The 17,386-nt window shown below is 63.0% G+C and carries 14 protein-coding genes; 10 read left to right on the forward strand and 4 right to left on the reverse strand.

Annotation, left to right across the window (positions count from 1 at the left end; translation table 11 throughout):
• Positions 1-132: 132 nt before the first annotated feature.
• From G5S42_RS32305 to G5S42_RS32320, 4 genes are all read right to left on the reverse strand, one after another.
• A complete protein-coding gene (locus tag G5S42_RS32305; RefSeq protein WP_176110868.1) occupies positions 133-1,062 on the reverse strand; it encodes a D-2-hydroxyacid dehydrogenase in 930 nt (309 codons plus the stop codon).
• 18 nt (positions 1,063-1,080) lie between these two features.
• Positions 1,081-1,791: a GntR family transcriptional regulator gene (locus G5S42_RS32310; protein WP_246392229.1), complete on the reverse strand. Its 711-nt coding sequence runs from the start codon at positions 1,789-1,791 to the stop codon at positions 1,081-1,083.
• A gap of 32 nt (positions 1,792-1,823) precedes the next feature.
• Positions 1,824-3,695: a TRAP transporter large permease gene (locus tag G5S42_RS32315; RefSeq protein WP_176111933.1), complete on the reverse strand. Its 1,872-nt coding sequence runs from the start codon at positions 3,693-3,695 to the stop codon at positions 1,824-1,826.
• Between the two features lie 77 nt (positions 3,696-3,772).
• Entirely contained in the window at positions 3,773-4,801 is a 1,029-nt protein-coding gene (locus G5S42_RS32320; protein ID WP_176110870.1) for a TRAP transporter substrate-binding protein, read from the reverse strand.
• A 245-nt stretch (positions 4,802-5,046) separates the two neighbouring features.
• On the opposite strand from G5S42_RS32320, the gene G5S42_RS32325 reads away from it, so the two are divergent.
• The 10 genes from G5S42_RS32325 to G5S42_RS32370 all read left to right on the forward strand — a co-directional run bounded on the left by G5S42_RS32325 (position 5,047) and on the right by G5S42_RS32370 (position 17,200).
• Positions 5,047-6,528, forward strand: coding sequence for an NAD-dependent succinate-semialdehyde dehydrogenase (locus G5S42_RS32325; protein ID WP_176110871.1), 1,482 nt, complete (start codon positions 5,047-5,049; stop codon positions 6,526-6,528).
• Positions 6,529-6,540: 12 nt separating this feature from the next.
• Complete coding sequence (locus G5S42_RS32330; protein WP_176110872.1) at positions 6,541-7,365, forward strand: HpcH/HpaI aldolase family protein; 825 nt, start codon at positions 6,541-6,543, stop codon at positions 7,363-7,365.
• A gap of 20 nt (positions 7,366-7,385) precedes the next feature.
• A complete protein-coding gene (locus G5S42_RS32335; protein WP_176110873.1) occupies positions 7,386-8,567 on the forward strand; it encodes an acyl-CoA dehydrogenase family protein in 1,182 nt (393 codons plus the stop codon).
• 12 nt (positions 8,568-8,579) lie between these two features.
• Positions 8,580-10,358: an FAD-binding protein gene (locus G5S42_RS32340; RefSeq protein WP_176110874.1), complete on the forward strand. Its 1,779-nt coding sequence runs from the start codon at positions 8,580-8,582 to the stop codon at positions 10,356-10,358.
• Positions 10,351-11,574: a CaiB/BaiF CoA transferase family protein gene (locus tag G5S42_RS32345; protein ID WP_176110875.1), complete on the forward strand. Its 1,224-nt coding sequence runs from the start codon at positions 10,351-10,353 to the stop codon at positions 11,572-11,574. The genes G5S42_RS32340 and G5S42_RS32345 overlap by 8 nt, the downstream gene beginning before the upstream one ends.
• Positions 11,571-13,211 carry a GMC family oxidoreductase gene (locus G5S42_RS32350; protein WP_176110876.1) on the forward strand — a complete coding sequence of 547 codons (1,641 nt, stop codon included), beginning with the start codon at positions 11,571-11,573 and terminating at the stop codon, positions 13,209-13,211. The genes G5S42_RS32345 and G5S42_RS32350 overlap by 4 nt, the downstream gene beginning before the upstream one ends.
• Positions 13,208-13,957: an electron transfer flavoprotein subunit beta/FixA family protein gene (locus tag G5S42_RS32355; RefSeq protein ID WP_152852350.1), complete on the forward strand. Its 750-nt coding sequence runs from the start codon at positions 13,208-13,210 to the stop codon at positions 13,955-13,957. Before G5S42_RS32350 ends, G5S42_RS32355 begins: the two co-directional genes overlap by 4 nt.
• A gap of 86 nt (positions 13,958-14,043) precedes the next feature.
• Positions 14,044-14,976: an electron transfer flavoprotein subunit alpha/FixB family protein gene (locus G5S42_RS32360; RefSeq protein WP_176111934.1), complete on the forward strand. Its 933-nt coding sequence runs from the start codon at positions 14,044-14,046 to the stop codon at positions 14,974-14,976.
• A gap of 1,112 nt (positions 14,977-16,088) precedes the next feature.
• Complete coding sequence (locus G5S42_RS32365; RefSeq protein ID WP_176110877.1) at positions 16,089-16,667, forward strand: hypothetical protein; 579 nt, start codon at positions 16,089-16,091, stop codon at positions 16,665-16,667.
• Positions 16,664-17,200 carry a hypothetical protein gene (locus tag G5S42_RS32370; RefSeq protein ID WP_176110878.1) on the forward strand — a complete coding sequence of 179 codons (537 nt, stop codon included), beginning with the start codon at positions 16,664-16,666 and terminating at the stop codon, positions 17,198-17,200. Before G5S42_RS32365 ends, G5S42_RS32370 begins: the two co-directional genes overlap by 4 nt.
• The last annotated feature ends 186 nt before the right edge of the window (positions 17,201-17,386 follow it).

Raw genomic sequence — 17,386 nt, forward strand, 5'->3', positions numbered from 1 at the left:
AAGCTCAAATCCATAGAGGCGCATCGCCGGCCTCTGCCACAGCTGCTTATTGCAATGATGCTCTCAGCCTTTCAGCCGCGACGGTGCGGAGCAGCTTGAAGAGGCGCAACACTACCTCGTCGAATTTCGCTCTCAGCGCCGCGCGTAATGCTGTTCGATGCCTTGCGCGAGCTGTGTGACGAGCCGCTGCATCGCCACCTGAGTCCGCCATGCGACATGTGGAGTCACGATCAGATCCGTGCGCGCGCTGGTCAACAGCGGATGATCGATCGCTGGCGGCTCCTGCTCGAGGACGTCGAGCGCGGCATTCGCGATCAGCTTGCGGTCGAGCGCCTCGATCAGCGCCCTCTCGTCGACAATGCCGCCGCGCGCGGCATTCACGAGCGACGCGCTGCGCTTCATTCGCTCGAATTCGGCGAGACCGAACAGATGCCGCGTTTCGTCGGTAAGCGGGCAGTGCAGGCTGATCACATCCGCCTCACGCAGCACCTCGCCGAATGCAGTGTAGCCTTCGCGCACCGCCCTGGCGTGCCTGCGCTCGGCGAAGAGCACACGCATGCCGAACGCGCCGGCCAGTTCGGCGAGTCGCTTTCCACCGTGACCGGCACCGACGATGCCGAGCGTCGAACCGTGCAGATCCTCGATCGGATGCAATTCAGCATAAAAAGTGGGTGACCCGCTCCAGCCTCCAGCATAAACGTCGTTCCAGTAAGGAACCAGGTTGCGGCGCAGCGCGAGCATCAATGCGAACGCGTGTTCTGGCACGGAGATCGTCGAATAGCCCGGACATGCGACTACTTCGATGCTCCGTTGGCGGCATGTTTTCATATCCAGATGATTGACGCCTGCGGCCGGCACGCCGATCACTTCCAGTTGCGGCAACTGCGCGAGCATCTCCCCCGTCAGCGGAACCTTGTTGGTCACGACGATCTGCGCGTCACGGCAGCGCTGTACCACCTGTTCTTGCGTAGTGGACGAATATTCGACCCAGCGATGTGGGAACGGAAACTCGGGTAGATCGGCCGACAGCGTCGCGCGGTCCAGAAAGACTATGGTTTTCAACAAGCTACTCCAGGCTCATTAACGTTCGGACGCGCTCGTGGACACGGTGTCGAGCATGCGCTTCTTGCCCGTCTGCACGTGATTCTCGAAAGCCTGTGCAGCGGCGTCGGCCTGACCCGCACGCAGCGCCTCGAAAAGCTCGCGGTGTTCTTTCGCGGAACGCTGCATCTGCGCGAACGAATACACGCCTTTGTGAATGTAAAGCGTCAGTTCATCTGCGACAGCCTGGTTGATCGTGATCAGCCGCGGATTCTTGGTCGCTGCCATTAGTTGACGGTGGAACTCGGTATTCAGACTCTGATACAGAGGCGTGTTGCGCTCGGCCACGGCGGAGTCCATCTTGTCAACGAGAAGGCTCAGCGACTGCTCCTCGTCGGTGGTGAGACGCAGCGCGGCGAGACGTCCCGCGGTGCGTGCGAGCCCTGCTCGAATCTCGTAGAGATCCATCGCCTCTTCGAGCGACAGCCGCCGTACTTCGGCGCCACGGTTCGGGACGATTCGCACGAGCCCCGCCTGCTCGAGCGAGCGCAGGGCCTCTCGCGCTGAATTGCGGCCGACGCCGATCTGGTTTGCGAGCGCCTGCTCATTCACGCGTTCACCGGGGCGCAAGTCCCCCCGCTGAATCATGGCGCGCACCTGTTCGCGAATGTCTTCGAGCTTCGACGCAATTACCTCGGGCGCGCGCGCGTTCGCCTTGCCGTTCAGTTCACTGTCAAACGCGTTTTTCATGTCCATTGCCCTTTCTGTGCCATTCGATACATTTATTTTGCCTGCAGAAAACCCGTCGATACCCACGGAACCAGCACTATAACGATGAGGGCCACCGCCAAAGCCCCCAGATAGGGCCAAACGCGGCGCATTGCGATTGACGGATCGACCTTGCTGACCGCGCATGCCGCGTAAAAGCCGAGGCCAAGCGGCGGCGCGAACAGGCCCAGTCCCATCGCGAATACCACGACCATTGCATAGTGCACGTCGGAGATGCCCATCGCACGCGCAATCGGGAACAGGAGCGGCCCGAACAGTACGATTGCCGGAATTCCTTCCAGAAAGCTGCCGAGCATCACGAACGTAATCGCGGAGATCGCCAGGAAGCCCAGTTTGCCCCCGGGCGCAGCCATCATCAAGGTGGCGAGTTGCGCGGAGAAGCCTGACTGCGTGAGCGCCCATCCCATCGCCGTGGCACACCCGATGATGATCAGTATCGCGCCAGACAGCGACGCCGTTTCCACCAGAATAGGATAGAGCCGGCTCCAGTCGAAGCGGCGATACAGTAGCAAACCTACCGCACAGGTGTAAGCCACGCCGATTGTCGCCACTTCCGTCGCCGTCGCAATGCCTTCCACCACGGCCGCGCGGATCACGAAGGGCAGCGCGAGCGCAGGCAGCGAGATCAGGAATGCGCGGCCGACCTGGGCCCGCGAGGCCCGTTGCACGCCTTGCAGGATTTCCCCGCGGCTTCTGAACCAGACGACTGCCGCGAGTGCTACCGCGCCGACCACGGCCGGCATGAAGCCGCCCGTGAACAGCGCGGCAATCGAAACGCCGGTTACCGATCCAATCGTGATCAGCACGAGGCTGGGCGGAATGGTTTCCGACATGGCCGCCGCCGAACTGAGCATTGCGACGAGGTCGCCTTCATTCGCACCGCGCTTTTTCATTTCCGGGAACAGGCCCGGCGCGAGCGCAGCCATATCGGCCACCTTCGAGCCGGAGATGCCGGAGACGAGGTACATGGCGCCGATCAGCACGTAGGCGAGGCCGCCACGCTTGTGCCCGATCAGCGAAGCGAGGAAACGGATCATCGCTTCGGCAAGCCCCATCGCTTCCATGAGCGCGCCGAGCAGGATGAACAGCGGGACGGCGAGCAGGATCAGGCTGGACATCCCCTGATTCATGGTACTCACGACAATCGTCAACGGTGCGCCGGTGACGGTTGCGAGATAAGCAAACGTGCACACCCCGAAGGCGACCATGATCGGCACACCGAGACAAATGATCGTGACTACGCCGACGGCGAAAAAAAGGACCAGGCTGACTGCGGTTAGTGGCGCGAGCGCTTGCCGTGCGAAATAGAGCGCAATTGCGACCCCGGCCACCAGCGCGAACGCCTTCACGCAATCGCGCAGTGACGAGCGCTCGAGCAACCGCGTAACGGCGAGCACGAGCATCAGCACGGCCGCCATGGGAATCGCGGCCGCGGGGATGGCATTCGGCAGATCGAGCGCCGGCGTGCTGATGATCCATTCGTTCATCGCCCAGTCGGTTGCCGGCCGTACCAGCAGCAGCACGAAAGTCATCACGATGAAGTTTCCAAGCGTTTCCGCGAACGCGCGGTTTTGCGGGGACATTCTGGCGACGAACATCGTCAGCCGCAGATGTTCGCCGCGCCGCAACGCCACCACTGCGCCCAGCATCGACAGCCAGATGAACAGGATCGACGCGAGTTCGTCACCCCAGATCAATGGATCCTGCAGCACGTAGCGGCAGAAAACGTTGGTGAGCAGCAGCACCACTTCGGCCACTAGCAGCAGCGCAGCGGGCACTTCGGTGATCCACTTGATGGCCAGTTCCAGTGCGCTGCCGACGCGCACGACCTTCGATGCCGCATGTCGTTCCTTCGGCTCGCCCATGTCGTGGGCGAACACCTGCTCGGGATGAACTCGGGAAGTCATGACTCGTTCTCCAGAAACTCTTCGGTGGTCCGCGCTCATGCGAGCTTCTGCGTGTACTTCTCGAGCAACGCCCACGCTTCATCGCCGTATTTCTTACGCCACTGGTCGTAGAAGCCGGCCTTTTGCAGCGAGGCGCGGAACGGCTGGATATCGGGCTTGTTGAACGCCATTCCGTGTGACTGCAACTTCCCGATCAGCGATGTGCTCAGTGCGGCGACGTCCGCGCGTTCAGCCACTGCGGCCGCATTCAGGTGTTTCGCCACGATCGTCTGCAAGTCCGGCGGCAGCTTGCCCCAGGACCGCGCGTTGCCGAGAAACCAGAAGCCGTCCCAAATATGGCCGGTCAACGAGCAGAACTTCTGGACTTCATAGAAGCGTCCTGTTTCGATCAGCGCGAGGGGGTTTTCTTCTGCATCAACGACCTTGGTTTGCAGCGCCGAATACGCCTCGCTGAAGTTGATGCTGGTGGGCGAGGCGTCGAGCGCCTTGAACATCGAGGTCCAAAGGGGGCTGACCGGCACGCGAATCTTTAGGCCTTTCAGGTCGGCCGGGCTTTGCACCGGCTTGACCGAGCTCGTGAGATGGCGAAAGCCGTTGTCCCACGGTTTCTCCATCGCGACGAGCCCGACCTTCGAGATCGCCGTGCGGATGTGGCTCCCGAGCTCGCCGTCCATGGCTGCCCACACCTGGTTGTAGTCCTTGAACGCGAAGCCGATGCCGTTGATCGCAGAGACCGGCACGAGCGTCGACAGCACCACGCCACCCTGGGTCAGGAAGTCGATGGCGCCCGATCGAACCTGCGACAGCATGTCGGTATCCGTGCCCATCTGACCGTTCGGGAAAATCTGCAACTCGACGCGGCCGCCGGATTCCTTGTTGATGGCGTCCGCGGCTTCTTTCGCGCGAACGTTGAGCGGATGGGACAACGCGAGGTTGTTCGCGTACTTCAGCTTGAACTGCGCGGTCTGCGCCCGAGCGAGCGACGGCAAGCCGCCGGTCCCCATCGCCGCCACCGTGGCGGCCCCGAGCGTTTGAAGAAAGGTACGACGGGAATACAAACTCATTTTCGTCTCGCTCCATGGAAAGAAAGTGCTGATGACGCATTCGGCGGCGCCGGTGGCGTTCTTTTTGTGAACCTCGTCTATTGAAAGTGCATGCGGCGAATGGTATTTCGCTGACACACACTCTAAAAGTGTTGACACTTAGCTGTCAAGATGTTGATATAAGAAAAAGAGTGCATACAAAGTGAACCCTCGGGAAAGCACCTACAAAGCCGGGAACATCCGGGACATCTGTCAGGAGGAAGCAAATGGAACTAGAGGCGCACTACCGCGAGCACGGCTTGCTGCTCGGGGGCCGCTGGCAAGCCGCGACGGCTGACGACGGCCAGCTTTCGATCAATCCGGCGACGCAACAGCGGCTGGGCTATCTGCCGCTGGCTACGCAGGCACAGGTCACCGAGGCCATCGGCGCCGCGACCGACACCTCAGCCGCAATGCGCAAGCTCACGCCGTGGGAGCGCTCAGCACTGCTGCGCCGGGCTGCGGCGCTCATCCGCGAACGCACGCCGCAACTCGCGCGAATCGTCGCGCTGGAAACAGGTAAGCCGATCGCACAGGCCAGCGGGGAAGCGAATGCGTCCGCAGAGTCGATCGACTGGTTCGCCGATGAAGCGCGCCGTGTGTTTGGTATGTCTTACGAAAGTCGCGTCAAGGGCGGACGGTATCTGGTGCATTACGAGCCGCTCGGGGTGGTCGCCGCCTTTACGCCGTGGAATTTCCCGCTGCTACTGCTGGCCCGCAAGATCGGCCCGGCGCTGGCCGCCGGCAACACGATCGTGATCCGGCCGTCGAACGAAGCGGCCGGCGCGACGATGGCACTGGTGCGCTGTTTCGTCGATGCCGGGTTTCCCGAGGGCGCGGTCAATCTGGTGATCGGCAAAGCCGACTCAATTACGCCGACGATCATGGCCGACCCGCGCGTGGCGAAGATCAGCTTCACCGGCTCGGTGCCTGTCGGCCGTCAGATCGTCGAAATGTCCGCGAAGACCCTCAAAAAGGTCACGATGGAACTTGGCGGCCATGCGCCCGTGATCGTGCATCGCGACGCCGACATCGGCGCATTTGCGCACCTCGCGTCACTCGGCAAGTTCCGCAATGCGGGCCAGGTCTGTGCGTCGCCGACACGTTTTTACATCCACGAATCGATCTTCGACAAGACCGTGAAGGCGCTGGTCGAGCGCTCCAAAGCGCTTCGCGTCGGCGATCCGTTGCAGCAGGACACCGATCTCGGTCCGCTGACCACGTCGAAGCGTCGCGACGCGATCGAACGTCTGGTCGATGAAGCCGTGAGTGAAGGCGCCAGCGTGCTATGCGGTGGCCGGCGCCCCTCGCAATTCGGTCGCGGCTGGTTCTACGAGCCGACGCTCGTCGCCAATCCCGCTTCGCACATCGGCCTGATGAACGACGAGCCGTTCGGCCCGGTCGGAACGCTCACCCCGTTCGCGACGATGGACGAAGTCATCACCGAGGCGAACCGGCTGCCGTTCGCGCTCGCGGCGTACGTCTTCACGCGCTCGATGCGCAACACGCTGGAAACCACGGAGCGCTTGCAGGCCGGCGTGGTCGGCGTGAACACGTTCGTGGCATCGACGGCGGAGACGCCATTCGGCGGCAGCAAGGACAGCGGGTTCGGACGCGAAGGCGGACCGAACGCGATCCGCGACTACATGGACACCAAATTCATCAACCTCGAACTGGCGAACGACGAGCCTCTCGACGGCACCGCCTGAATGGAATCCCTCATGAGAACCATCAAGAATCACGCGAAAGCGCAACTCGCCGCGGGTGAACTGGCACTCGGCATGGGGCTGCGCCAGGCCCGCACCGTCGACATCGCGCAGATCGCGCAGACGGCGGGCTTCGACTGGCTGTTCATCGATATGGAGCACAATTCGATGGACGTCGACACGGCCGCACAGATTTGCGCCGCCGCTCTGGTGGGCGGTGTGACGCCGATCATCCGCGTGCCGGGGCACGAGCCGTTCCACGCCACTCGACTGCTCGATACCGGCGCGATGGGCATCGTGGTGCCGCACGTGAGTACGCTCGAACAGGCCGCGCGGATCGCCGACATGTGCCGCTTCCCGCCTGCCGGCGGGCGGTCGATCCCCGGCATGTTGCCGCAGGTCGGCTTCCAGGCTCTGCCGATCGCCGATGTGGTTCGCGCGATCAACGAAGAGGTGCTGGTCGTGGCGATGATCGAGACCCGCGAAGGGCTCGAGAACGTCGACGCGATCGCGGCGGTGCCGGGCATCGACGTCCTGCTGGTCGGCGCGACCGATCTCGCGGCGGATCTCGGCATCACTGGACAACTCGGCCATGTGCGTGTAGCGGCCGCCGTCGACGCGGTGTGCGCCGCATGTCACCGGCACGGCAAGGTGCCGGGCGTCGGCGGGGTGTACGACGAGGCACTGATGACCGCCTACGTGCAAAAAGGCGCGCGTTTCATTCTCAGCGGCTCGGATCTTGCGTTCCTGATGACGGGGGCGAAGTCGCGTTCGGAGATGTTGCGTGCAATCCCGCTCGGCCAGGCCGAACAAGACATGGCCCAACGCAAGGCGTCCTGATCGGACGAGGAGGAGACAGAGTGAATCCCGAATACGCAAGCAATCTGGTCAACCGGCGCGACCTGAAACCCTATCTGAATGCCGATCAATTCGAATTTCGAGATTCGGTGAATCGGGTGCTGACGCGCCATGCATCGCCGGAATACGTTCGCCAGTGCGACGAAGAGAAGCGCTTCCCACAGGAACTCGTGAAGGTGGCCGCCGAACAGGGCTGGTTCGGCATCACGCTGCCCGAAGCGTACGGCGGCGTCGGCGGCTATCTCGACATGGCCGCTTATCTGGAGGTCGTCGCGTATCACACCATCGCGCTCGCGCGCTTCTGGAATGCCAACGTGAACATGGTGGGCGGCGCGCTGGCGCGCTTTGCTCCGGACGATATCAAGGCCATGGTGTTGCCGAAGCTAGCCGAAGGGCGTGCCTTTGTTGCCTTCGCACTGAGCGAAAACGGCTCCGGCTCGGATGCCGCCTCGCTGACGACGCGCGGCGTGGCCGACGGAAACGACTTCGTTCTCGACGGCACCAAGATGTGGATTTCCGGCGCGCTGCAGGCCGACTACATTCTTACCGCGGTGCGCACTAATCCGGAAGCGAAGAAGCACGACGGGATCAGCCTCTTCCTCGTACCGAAGGAATCCAGGGGACTGACCATCAATCCGATCGATTTGCTCGGCGGCCACGCTATCCGGACCTGCGAAGTGGTGTACGACGGAGTGCGTGTCCCGAAAGAAATGATCGTTGGCGGCCTGCACGTGGGTTGGAAGAAGCTCACCGCGGTGCTGTCGAAGGAGCGCATCGCGTTGTCGGCGATGTGCGTGGGCGGCGCGCAGGCGGCAATCGATCTTGCGCGTTGGTATGCGAACGACCGCAAACAGTTCGGGCAGTCGATCATCGATTTCCAGGCCGTGTCGCATCTGCTCGCCGATATGCAGACACGCGTGGATGCCGCTCGCCTGATGGCGTTTCGGGCGGCGAAGCTTCTCGACGAAGGCGAAAGCTGCGACGTGGAGTCGTCGCAGGCGAAGTACTTCGCGTCGGACACCTACGTGCAGGTCGCGACCGACGGCATCCAGATCATGGGTGCCAATGGCTACTCCGCCGAATACGCGATGCAGCGTCATTACCGCGAAGCCAAGATGTTCCAGATCTTCGGCGGCACCAATCAAATTCAGCGCAACATCGTGGCGCGCGCGCTCAAATCGTAAGCGGAGACAGACGTGACGGCAGTTCGGACATTGGAGAAATTCGGCTTTGGCGTCGACTACGCGCAAGCCGACGTGGTGGTGGTCGGCGGTGGCGGCGCGGCGTCGCGTGCCGCCGTGTCGGCGGCACAGGCGGGTGCGAAGGTCCTCATGCTGGCCAAGGCGCCGGTCGGACAGGGTGGCAGCACGGTGCACGGCGCCAGCGAAATCATGAGCATGGGGGCATCCGGCTACGGCAGTCCCGACGATAGCGCAACCGTGCACTACGAAGACACGATGCGTCCGGCAGCCGGCTTCATCGACCGCGACCTGGTGCGCGTTCTGGCGGAGGACGCACCGAAGCGCATAGCAGACCTGATCGAACTCGGCGTGCCGTTCGACCGCGTCGCCGATGGCTATAAGCTCATCCGCAGCGACTTCGGCAGCTATGCGCGCGCGCTGGGCGTGAAGGGCAAAACCGGCAAGGCCTTCGTGAGCGCGCTCGCCGAGCAGGGCAGAAAGCTCGGTGTCGAGACCCGTCAGCCGGCGGCGTTGATCGACCTTCTGCGCGATTCGACCGGGCGCGTGAGCGGCGTGGTTGCGATGGACCTCGATTCGCGGCGGCTGCTGGTGGTCTCGGCGGGGGCCGTCGTGCTTGGCACGGGCGGCGCGCACGGTCTGTTCTCGCAGCAGGTGTCGACAGCGGAGATGACCGGTGACGGCCAGGCGATCTGCTTCCGCCACGGCGCAGAACTCGTGAACATGGAGTTCCACCAGTTCGGGCCGGCGATGGTGCACCCATACGTGCAACTCTTCAGCAAGTCCTGCTTCATCCTGCATCCGAAGATGCTCAATCGCGACGGTCACGAATTCCTCCCGGACTATCTGCCGACGGGCGTGACGCCCGAGGCTGCCATGGACGAGAAGGTGTTTCCGTTCACGATCTCGAACGAGTCGCGCTATATCGATATCGCGATCGCAACGGAAATCGCGCAGGGCAGGGGCACGGAACGCGGCGCGGTGCATTTCTCTTTCGCCGACATCGCCGAGGAACGGTTGGCGGCCACCATTCCGAACACCATGCGCTGGATGCGTGCCAAGGGGCTCGATCCGAAGCGTGATCTGCTCGATGTCGGGATTGCTTTTCAATGCCTGAATGGCGGTGTCCGGATGACCAACACCGACGCGATGTCGACCATCGAGGGGCTCTTCGTGATCGGCGAACTCGCGGGCGGCGTGCGCGGTCCGGATCGTCCGGGCGGCAACTCGCTCGCCGAAGGTCAGGTGTTCGGCCATCGCGCCGGCGCGGGCGCGGCCGCATACGCACGCGGCAGCGCGGCACCGGGCACGTCCGATGTGACGCCGCTTGCACGGCGCCTCGAATTGGCGCTAAAGCCGAATGCGTCGTTCGACGCTCGACGTATCGCCTCCGATCTGCGTGCCGCGATGCAAGCGCATTGTCTCGTCGAGAAGACCGAGAGCGGTCTGAATATCGCGTTAGCCGCCGCTCGCGAGGCGCGCGCGGCGTTTGCCGCAGGGGGCGGGGCCACGCCGCCGCAGATGATCGATGCGTTGACGATCGACAACATGGCGACGACTGCCGACGTCATCGTGCAGGCGTGTATCGAGAGGCGCGAGTCGCGCAGCAGCCACTATCGCACCGACTATCCCGAGCGCGACGATGCCCGTTTCAGTCACGCATTGACCATCACGCGCGGTGAAGCCGACCCGTTCCGTCTCACCTACGACGTGCTCGATTACCCTCGTCCCGAATTCATGGACACATCGCATTCCCAGGCGGCAAATCATGGATAAGAAGCAAGTCGGCCCGTTGTCGGGCTACCGCATTCTCGATCTCACCGTCATGACCGCGGGTCCGGTCGGTACAGTGCTGCTTGCCGACCTCGGCGCGGACGTGATCAAGGTTGAGGAACCGAACGCCGGTGACCTCTCGCGCAATCTCGGCAATCAATTCGTCGAAGGCGAAAGCGTGCAGTTCCTGTCGCAGAACCGTAACAAGCGCAGCATCCGGCTCGACCTGAAGTCGCCGAAAGGACGCGATGCATTTCTGCGCATGGCGGAGCACGCGGATGTCGTCGTCGAAAACTTCCGGCCAGGCACGGTGGATCGGCTCGGCATCGGCTATGAGGCCGTGAAAGCGCGCAATCCGATGATCGTCTATGCAAGCGTGTCGGCGTTCGGACAGAGTGGTCCTTACGCCGCATGGCCGGCAAACGATCCCATCGTGCAAGCTGTCGCAGGTCTCATGGACATGACGGGCGAAGCCGGCGGCAATCCGGTTCGGCTCGGGGCGCCGTTGCCCGACTTCGGCGCGGCCGCGCTGCTCGCGTTCGGCATCTCTGCGGCGCTGTTGCATCGCGAACGGCACGGCGAAGGTCAGCGCATCGATACGTCGCTGCTGTCGGCTGCGCTTTTCAGCACCATCCCGCGCGACGGCGAGACGCTGAGAAGCGGCAAAGCGCCGGAGCGCCTCGGCAGCGGCCATCCGACGATGGTGCCGTATCGCAACTATCAGGGCTCCGATGGCCGCTATTTCTTTGCCGCCTGCTTCACCGAAAAATTCTGGCAGAACCTTTGCCGGGCGTTGGGCCGCGAAGACTTGCTGAGCGATGAACGGTTTGTCGGCAATACCGCGCGGACTGCGAATCGGCATGCGCTCGACGTGATCCTCGAACAGCAGTTTCTGCTGCATACCGCCGAATACTGGGTGGCGCATCTGAGCGCCGCGGACGTGCCATGCGCGATCGTGCAGGACTATCACACCGCGTTGACGCAGGACCCGCAGATCGCGCATAACCACGCGGTCGTCGAGATCGAACATCCGCTTGCGGGCAGGGTAACGAACATCGCGAGTCCGGTGAATTTTCACGGCAGCCCGGTAGCATACCGCCGTGCGCCGCCCACGCTCGGACAACATACGGCTGAAGTACTTGCCGAGTTCGGTTTCGCCGAGGAGGAGATCGCAGTACTCGAAGGTCGTGAACCGGCCGCCGTCGGAGAGAAGTCATGAAATCGTACACAACGGACTACGTGATCGTCGGCGCGGGGACGGCGGGTTGCGTGCTCGCCAACCGCCTGACCGAAGACCCGAACGTCAAAGTGATTCTTGTCGAAGCCGGCGAGCGCGATCGTCACCCGTTCATCCACGTACCGGCCGGCTTCGTGCGATTGCTCGATCATCCAACCGTGACATGGCGCTATCGCACGCGGGCCGACGCCGAGACCAGCGGCCGTGCAATCCTGTTTCCGCGTGGACGCGGACTCGGCGGGTCCAGCGCGATCAACGGCCTGCTTTATGTGCGCCCGTTCGCGGAGGATATCGATAGTTGGGAGCAGTCGGGCGCCAAGGGCTGGACATTCGGCAACTGTCTGCCGTTCTACCGCCGCTCCGAAACGTGGACCGAGGGCAACAGTCCGCAACGCGGCAAGGATGGTCCGATCCGGGTCAGCCGGGTGGAGAATCCGCCGGAGATCTGTGCGGCGGTCGTGCAAGCTGCCCAAAAAGCCGGTCTCGAGTTTGTAGACGATCCAAACAGCGACACGCGCGGTCCGTCGATCTGGTACTACCAGCAAACGCGCGACGGACGTCGCCGCTCGAGCGCAGCGCGCGGTTATCTGCGGCCCGCAATGGCGCGGCCGAATCTCACGGTGGTGACCGGCGTCCAGGTGTCCGGGCTCGAAATGAACGGCACGCACGTGAGCGGCATCAATGCGACGACGACCGCAGGCGTTTCGATGCAGTTTCGCGCGACCCGCGAGGTCATTCTTAGCGCCGGCGTGATCGGGACGCCCAGGCTGCTCGAAGTGAGCGGCATCGGCGATAAGGACGTGCTCGACAATGCGGGCATTCGAACTCGCATCGCGTTACCGGGCGTCGGCAACAATTTGCAGGATCACTATGTAGTCCGGCTCGGCTATCGGGTACGGGGTGCAGGCACCGCGAACGAGCGCTCGCACGGACTCGCGCTCGCGCGCGAGATGATGCGCTACGTCGTGTCGGGGACCGGCGTACTGACCTATAGCGCGGCGATCGTCGGCGGCTTCGCACAGACGCGGCTCGCAACCCGGCCCGACGTGCAGTTCGTGATCGCGCCAGGCAGCTTCGCCGAGGGACGGATCGGAGTGCTGGAGTCGGAGCCCGGCGTCTCCTGCGGCGTCTGGCAGATGCGCCCGGAAAGCCGTGGGCACGTGCACATCACCAGCAGCGAGATCACGGCAGCGCCGACGATCGCACCGTCATACCTGAGCAGCGAACTGGACCGCAACACGATGGTGGAAGGACTCAAGATCGGCCGCCGGATCTTCGCGCAGCCCGAGGTCGCCCGCTATATCGTCGACGAAACCGTACCGGGCCGTCAGGCGGACACTGATGAGGCGTTACTGCAATACGTGCGTGACAATGGCTCGACTGTTTATCACGCGGTTGGCACGTGCCGGATGGGAGAGGACGAAATGAGCGTCGTCGATTCCGAAATGCGGGTGCGCGGAACGACCGGCCTGCGCATCGTCGACGGCTCGGTGATGCCGTCGATAACCTCGACCAACACCAATGCGACGGTGCTAATGCTAGCCGAGCGCGCAGCTGACATGATCCGTTCGCCGATGACTGCGCGCACGGCTTCGGCATATTCGAAGGAGACGGTATGAAAGTGCTGGTAGGTGTAAAGCGAGTGGTCGACTACAACGTGAAGGTCCGGATCAAGTCGGACGGCACGGGTGTCGACATTGCAAACGTGAAGATGTCGATGAATCCGTTCGACGAAATCGCGGTTGAGGAAGCGGTGCGGTTAAAGGAAGCCGGCGTGGTTAGCGAGGTGGTGGCGGTTTCTTGCGGTGTTGCTCAGGCGCAGGAGACGCTGCGTACGGCGTTGGCGATAGGCGCGGACCGTGCTGTCTTGATCGAGTCATCCGAAGACCTGCAGCCACTGGCCGTTGCCAAGCTGCTCAAGGCGCTGGTCGACAAGGAACAGCCTTCGTTGGTATTGCTGGGCAAGCAGGCCATCGACGACGACTCGAACCAGACCGGGCAGATGCTCGCCGCTTTGGCTGACCTTCCGCAAGCGACGTTCGCTTCGGAGGTCGTTGTGGCTGACGGGAAGGCGACCGTGTCGCGCGAAGTGGACGGCGGAGCTGAAACGCTGTCGCTGACGCTTCCCGCCGTGGTCACCACTGATCTACGCCTGAACGAGCCGCGCTACGTGACATTGCCGAACATCATGAAGGCGAAGAAAAAGCCGCTGCAAACGATCAGGCCCGAAGACCTCGGCGTCGATGTCACGCCGCGGCTTAAAACACTGAAAGTCGCCGAGCCGCCCAGGCGTTCCGCCGGGGTGACAGTGCCGGACGTAAAGACGCTGGTCGAGAAGCTGAAGACCGAAGCGAAGGTGCTTTAGATAGAACGGCAACTATGTTGCATGGGACTGGAGTAAGCGCTAAAGCGCTAACTCCAGTCGACACGGAGACGAAGCAAATGACGAATCTGGTTAGCCTGGTAATAGCAGAACACGATAATGCGTCGATCAAGGCAGCGACGCTGACTACCATTGCAGCGGCGAAGAAGATCGGCGGTGAAGTTCACGTGCTGGTCGCGGGTCACAATGCGCAGCCCGTGGTCGACGCGGCAGCGAACATCGCGGGCGTTAGCAAAGTATTGCTGGCCGATGCGCCGCAACTCGAAGTGGGCCTCGCGGAAAACGTCGAAGCGACGGTGCTGAATATCGCAAAGAACTATTCGCACATCCTGGCTCCGGCCACCGCCTACGGCAAGAACGTCGCGCCGCGTATCGCCGCGAAGCTCGACGTCGCTCAGATCAGCGACATCACCGCAGTCGAGTCACCCGATACGTTCGAGCGTCCGATCTACGCGGGCAACGCCATTGCGATCGTGCAATCGGCTGATCCGATCAAGGTCATCACCGTGCGCTCGACCGGTTTCGACGCCGTCGCGGCCGAAGGCGGCAGCGCAGCGGTCGAAAAGATCGAAGCCGCAGCCGACGTAGGCATCTCGCAGTTCGTGAGCCGCGAAGTGACGAAGCTCGATCGTCCGGAACTGACGTCGGCAAACATCATCGTGTCGGGCGGCCGGGGTCTCGGCAGCGGCGAGAACTACACGAAGGTGCTGGAGCCTTTGGCAGACAAGCTCGGTGCAGCGATGGGCGCATCGCGTGCAGCCGTCGATGCGGGCTACGTGCCGAACGACTATCAGGTTGGTCAGACGGGCAAGATCGTCGCGCCGCAACTGTATATCGCGGTCGGCATTTCGGGTGCGATCCAGCACCTTGCGGGCATGAAGGACTCGAAGGTGATCGTCGCGATCAACAAGGATAAAGAAGCGCCGATTTTCAGCGTCGCGGATTACAGCCTCGTCGGTGACCTGTTCACCGTCGTGCCCGAACTCGTCGGAAGCCTATGAGGCCCTTGATGACTGGCTGCTCGCGTTCACTGGCGGAGAAACCGGGCACTGCGACGGGCGGCCATCATGGTGGCATTGTCGAGAGATTAAGGCACGCCCCTTGCGGCGCTTCATTCACGTGAACGGCCGATGCTGGCTTGAGATATCCTCTTTTGAGTGAGCCATGAAACATCTAACTAAGACGTTTTTCGCTTCGGTTCTCGTGGTGGCACTGCCGGCAATAACATACGCACAAGTCGGCGGCAGCGCTGACGGGACGGCAACATCCCGTGCCGGCGCGGGGCGGATGAAAACCCCGAGTGGAAGAGGATACGATTCGCCGGATGTCACGGGTAGTGGCGTCGGTGCGGCGGGCAGTATCCCTTCGACGCGATCTTCCAAGCGCAAGGCCAATGGTCTGAATATGGGTACCCGTGACGGCGCGAACAGCGACGTCAACAGACCACGGAACGGCCCAAGGCAAGACGGCCAGTAGCCAGCCGGTTGCACGCGGCGTCATTCGCCACGGCCGTGATTGTCGTTACGCACTGCGGCATCGAGTGCGGCATCGCTCTCTGCTTCACCATCACCGGATAACTGCCGATCTCTACCTGCTAGTGCACGCCCGAAGCCTGCCGAACGCAGACAGGCGAGACCACCGTCTTACAGTCGTCGTACGAGGCTCTCAGTTCGCCGTTGACGCGCGAGCCGGTAGTCGCGATCGAGCAGCTGTGCATGATGAAGATCGGTGTTGAATGCCGAAGTGGCAGCAGCCGAGGATGGCGAGAGGCAACTTTAGCGACGCCGTTAAATGCCCTGTGCAAGAGCGGTGGGGCGCGCACGGAAGCTGACGAAAAGCCGGACTCCGTTCGCATTATCGTTTCCGTGGTCGGTACTCGATAGTTCAGTCTCGGCGACTGGCGGCAGTAGGGCGCAGATCACTCTGAGATTTGGAACGTCGTTTGCTCAGATGTCTCCGTCGGCGGTTGCACACTGCGCTTGCGCTTCGAAAGCCTCAAGTGCATGGATCAATTTTCTGTCGTGGACCCGATCGTTGATGAGCACCGTTGCACCGCAGACTGTTACGCGCGAAGCGCGTGATCGACGGCACCGGTAGAGCAGAGACGGTAGAAATGCACAAGAACATGGTGTGGGCCGACAACGCGAAGTCCGTTGTCGCAGGCAAACGCCCCCACGTAGCAGCGCTGCTCGCGCTGGCGCTGGCGGTGTCGTCCGCATTGAGCGGCTGTAGCTCGTTGTACTCGGAAGGCGCGGTCGCGGGCGCCGGTATCGCGGGTGCCGCGGTCGCGGGCAAGGTCACCAGCAATGCGGCGGTCGCGACCGGTATCGGTCTTGGCGCGGTCGCCGCCGCGCGCGCCGGCGTGCAGTACTCGGAGCGCGTGGTCCACACGAATACGCAGAACAGCATCGCGCAGGCGGCCGGTCCGCTCGATGTCGGCGCGGTCGCTCCCTGGAGCATCACCCACTCTTTCCCGATCGAAGACGACGAGCACGGCCGCGTGACCGTCAGCCGCCTGATCAGCACCGGCGCGCTCGACTGCAAGGAAATCGTCTTTTCCGTCGATCAGAACGCAACACGCGACAAGCCCGCGAGCAGCGCGTTTTACATCGCATCGGTTTGCCGCGACGGTAAGGACTGGCGTTGGGCATCGGCCGAACCCGCCACCGAGCGCTGGGGTGCGCTGCAATGATATTGCGTTCGCCTGGCGTTCCGAGGGGTGATCGGCTGCGGCTCATCGCGGCCGGCGCGCTATGCGTCGGCGCGAGCCTGCTGGCGAGCGGCTGCGCGTCGATCGGCGCCGCGAGCGGCGCGGCGGCGGGTGTCGCTTCGGGCATCGTGACCAGCAATCCGGCCGTCGCGCTCGGCGTCGGCGTGGCGGTGCAGGCCGCCACCGACGAAGCGGTCGCGCGCTACATGCGCGGCATGCACAAGGATCAGCAGGATCTGATGGCGGCGCTGGTCGGGACGATGGCGGTCGGCGAAACGAAACCGTGGTCGGTCAAGCACACGTTGCCGATCGAAAACGGTCACGGCCAGGTGCGCGTGACGCGGGCGGTCAACTCGGCGCTCGCGCTGTGCAAAGACTTCGTGTTCTCGGTGCAGGACGGCGACGGCCCGAACGCGCCCGAGAGGTGGTTCACGGCGAGCGCGTGCCAGCAGGACAAGGGCTGGAAGTGGGCGACGGCCGAGCCGGCGGTCGCACGCTGGGGCAATTTGCAATAATGAAGCGGCGAATGTTTCTCGCCGCTTCCTCCCTCCGTCATTAACGACGGAAGGCCCCATCGTAAGCAGTTCCTGGAGGACGCAGTCCACCTTGCGCGCGCAGGGCAGCCCCCGATGACCAGGATGCAGTCCTGATGGGGCTGTCGTTGAGCACAGCCCCGCGTGATAGATCGCACGCTAGCAGGA

It is taken from the genome of Paraburkholderia youngii (assembly GCF_013366925.1).
Lineage (GTDB): Bacteria > Pseudomonadota > Gammaproteobacteria > Burkholderiales > Burkholderiaceae > Paraburkholderia > Paraburkholderia youngii.

Excerpts from the sequence above, each read along its gene's own strand:
- G5S42_RS32310 (WP_246392229.1), bottom strand. The coding sequence starts at position 1,791 with ATGAAAAACGCGTTTGACAGTGAACTGAACGGCAAGGCGAACGCGCGC.
- G5S42_RS32315 (WP_176111933.1), bottom strand. The coding sequence starts at position 3,695 with ATGGGCGAGCCGAAGGAACGACATGCGGCATCGAAGGTCGTGCGCGTC.
- G5S42_RS32320 (WP_176110870.1), bottom strand. The coding sequence starts at position 4,801 with ATGAGTTTGTATTCCCGTCGTACCTTTCTTCAAACGCTCGGGGCCGCC.
- G5S42_RS32325 (WP_176110871.1), top strand. The coding sequence starts at position 5,047 with ATGGAACTAGAGGCGCACTACCGCGAGCACGGCTTGCTGCTCGGGGGC.
- G5S42_RS32330 (WP_176110872.1), top strand. The coding sequence starts at position 6,541 with ATGAGAACCATCAAGAATCACGCGAAAGCGCAACTCGCCGCGGGTGAA.
- G5S42_RS32345 (WP_176110875.1), top strand. The coding sequence starts at position 10,351 with ATGGATAAGAAGCAAGTCGGCCCGTTGTCGGGCTACCGCATTCTCGAT.
- G5S42_RS32350 (WP_176110876.1), top strand. The coding sequence starts at position 11,571 with ATGAAATCGTACACAACGGACTACGTGATCGTCGGCGCGGGGACGGCG.
- G5S42_RS32355 (WP_152852350.1), top strand. The coding sequence starts at position 13,208 with ATGAAAGTGCTGGTAGGTGTAAAGCGAGTGGTCGACTACAACGTGAAG.
- G5S42_RS32365 (WP_176110877.1), top strand. The coding sequence starts at position 16,089 with ATGCACAAGAACATGGTGTGGGCCGACAACGCGAAGTCCGTTGTCGCA.
- G5S42_RS32370 (WP_176110878.1), top strand. The coding sequence starts at position 16,664 with ATGATATTGCGTTCGCCTGGCGTTCCGAGGGGTGATCGGCTGCGGCTC.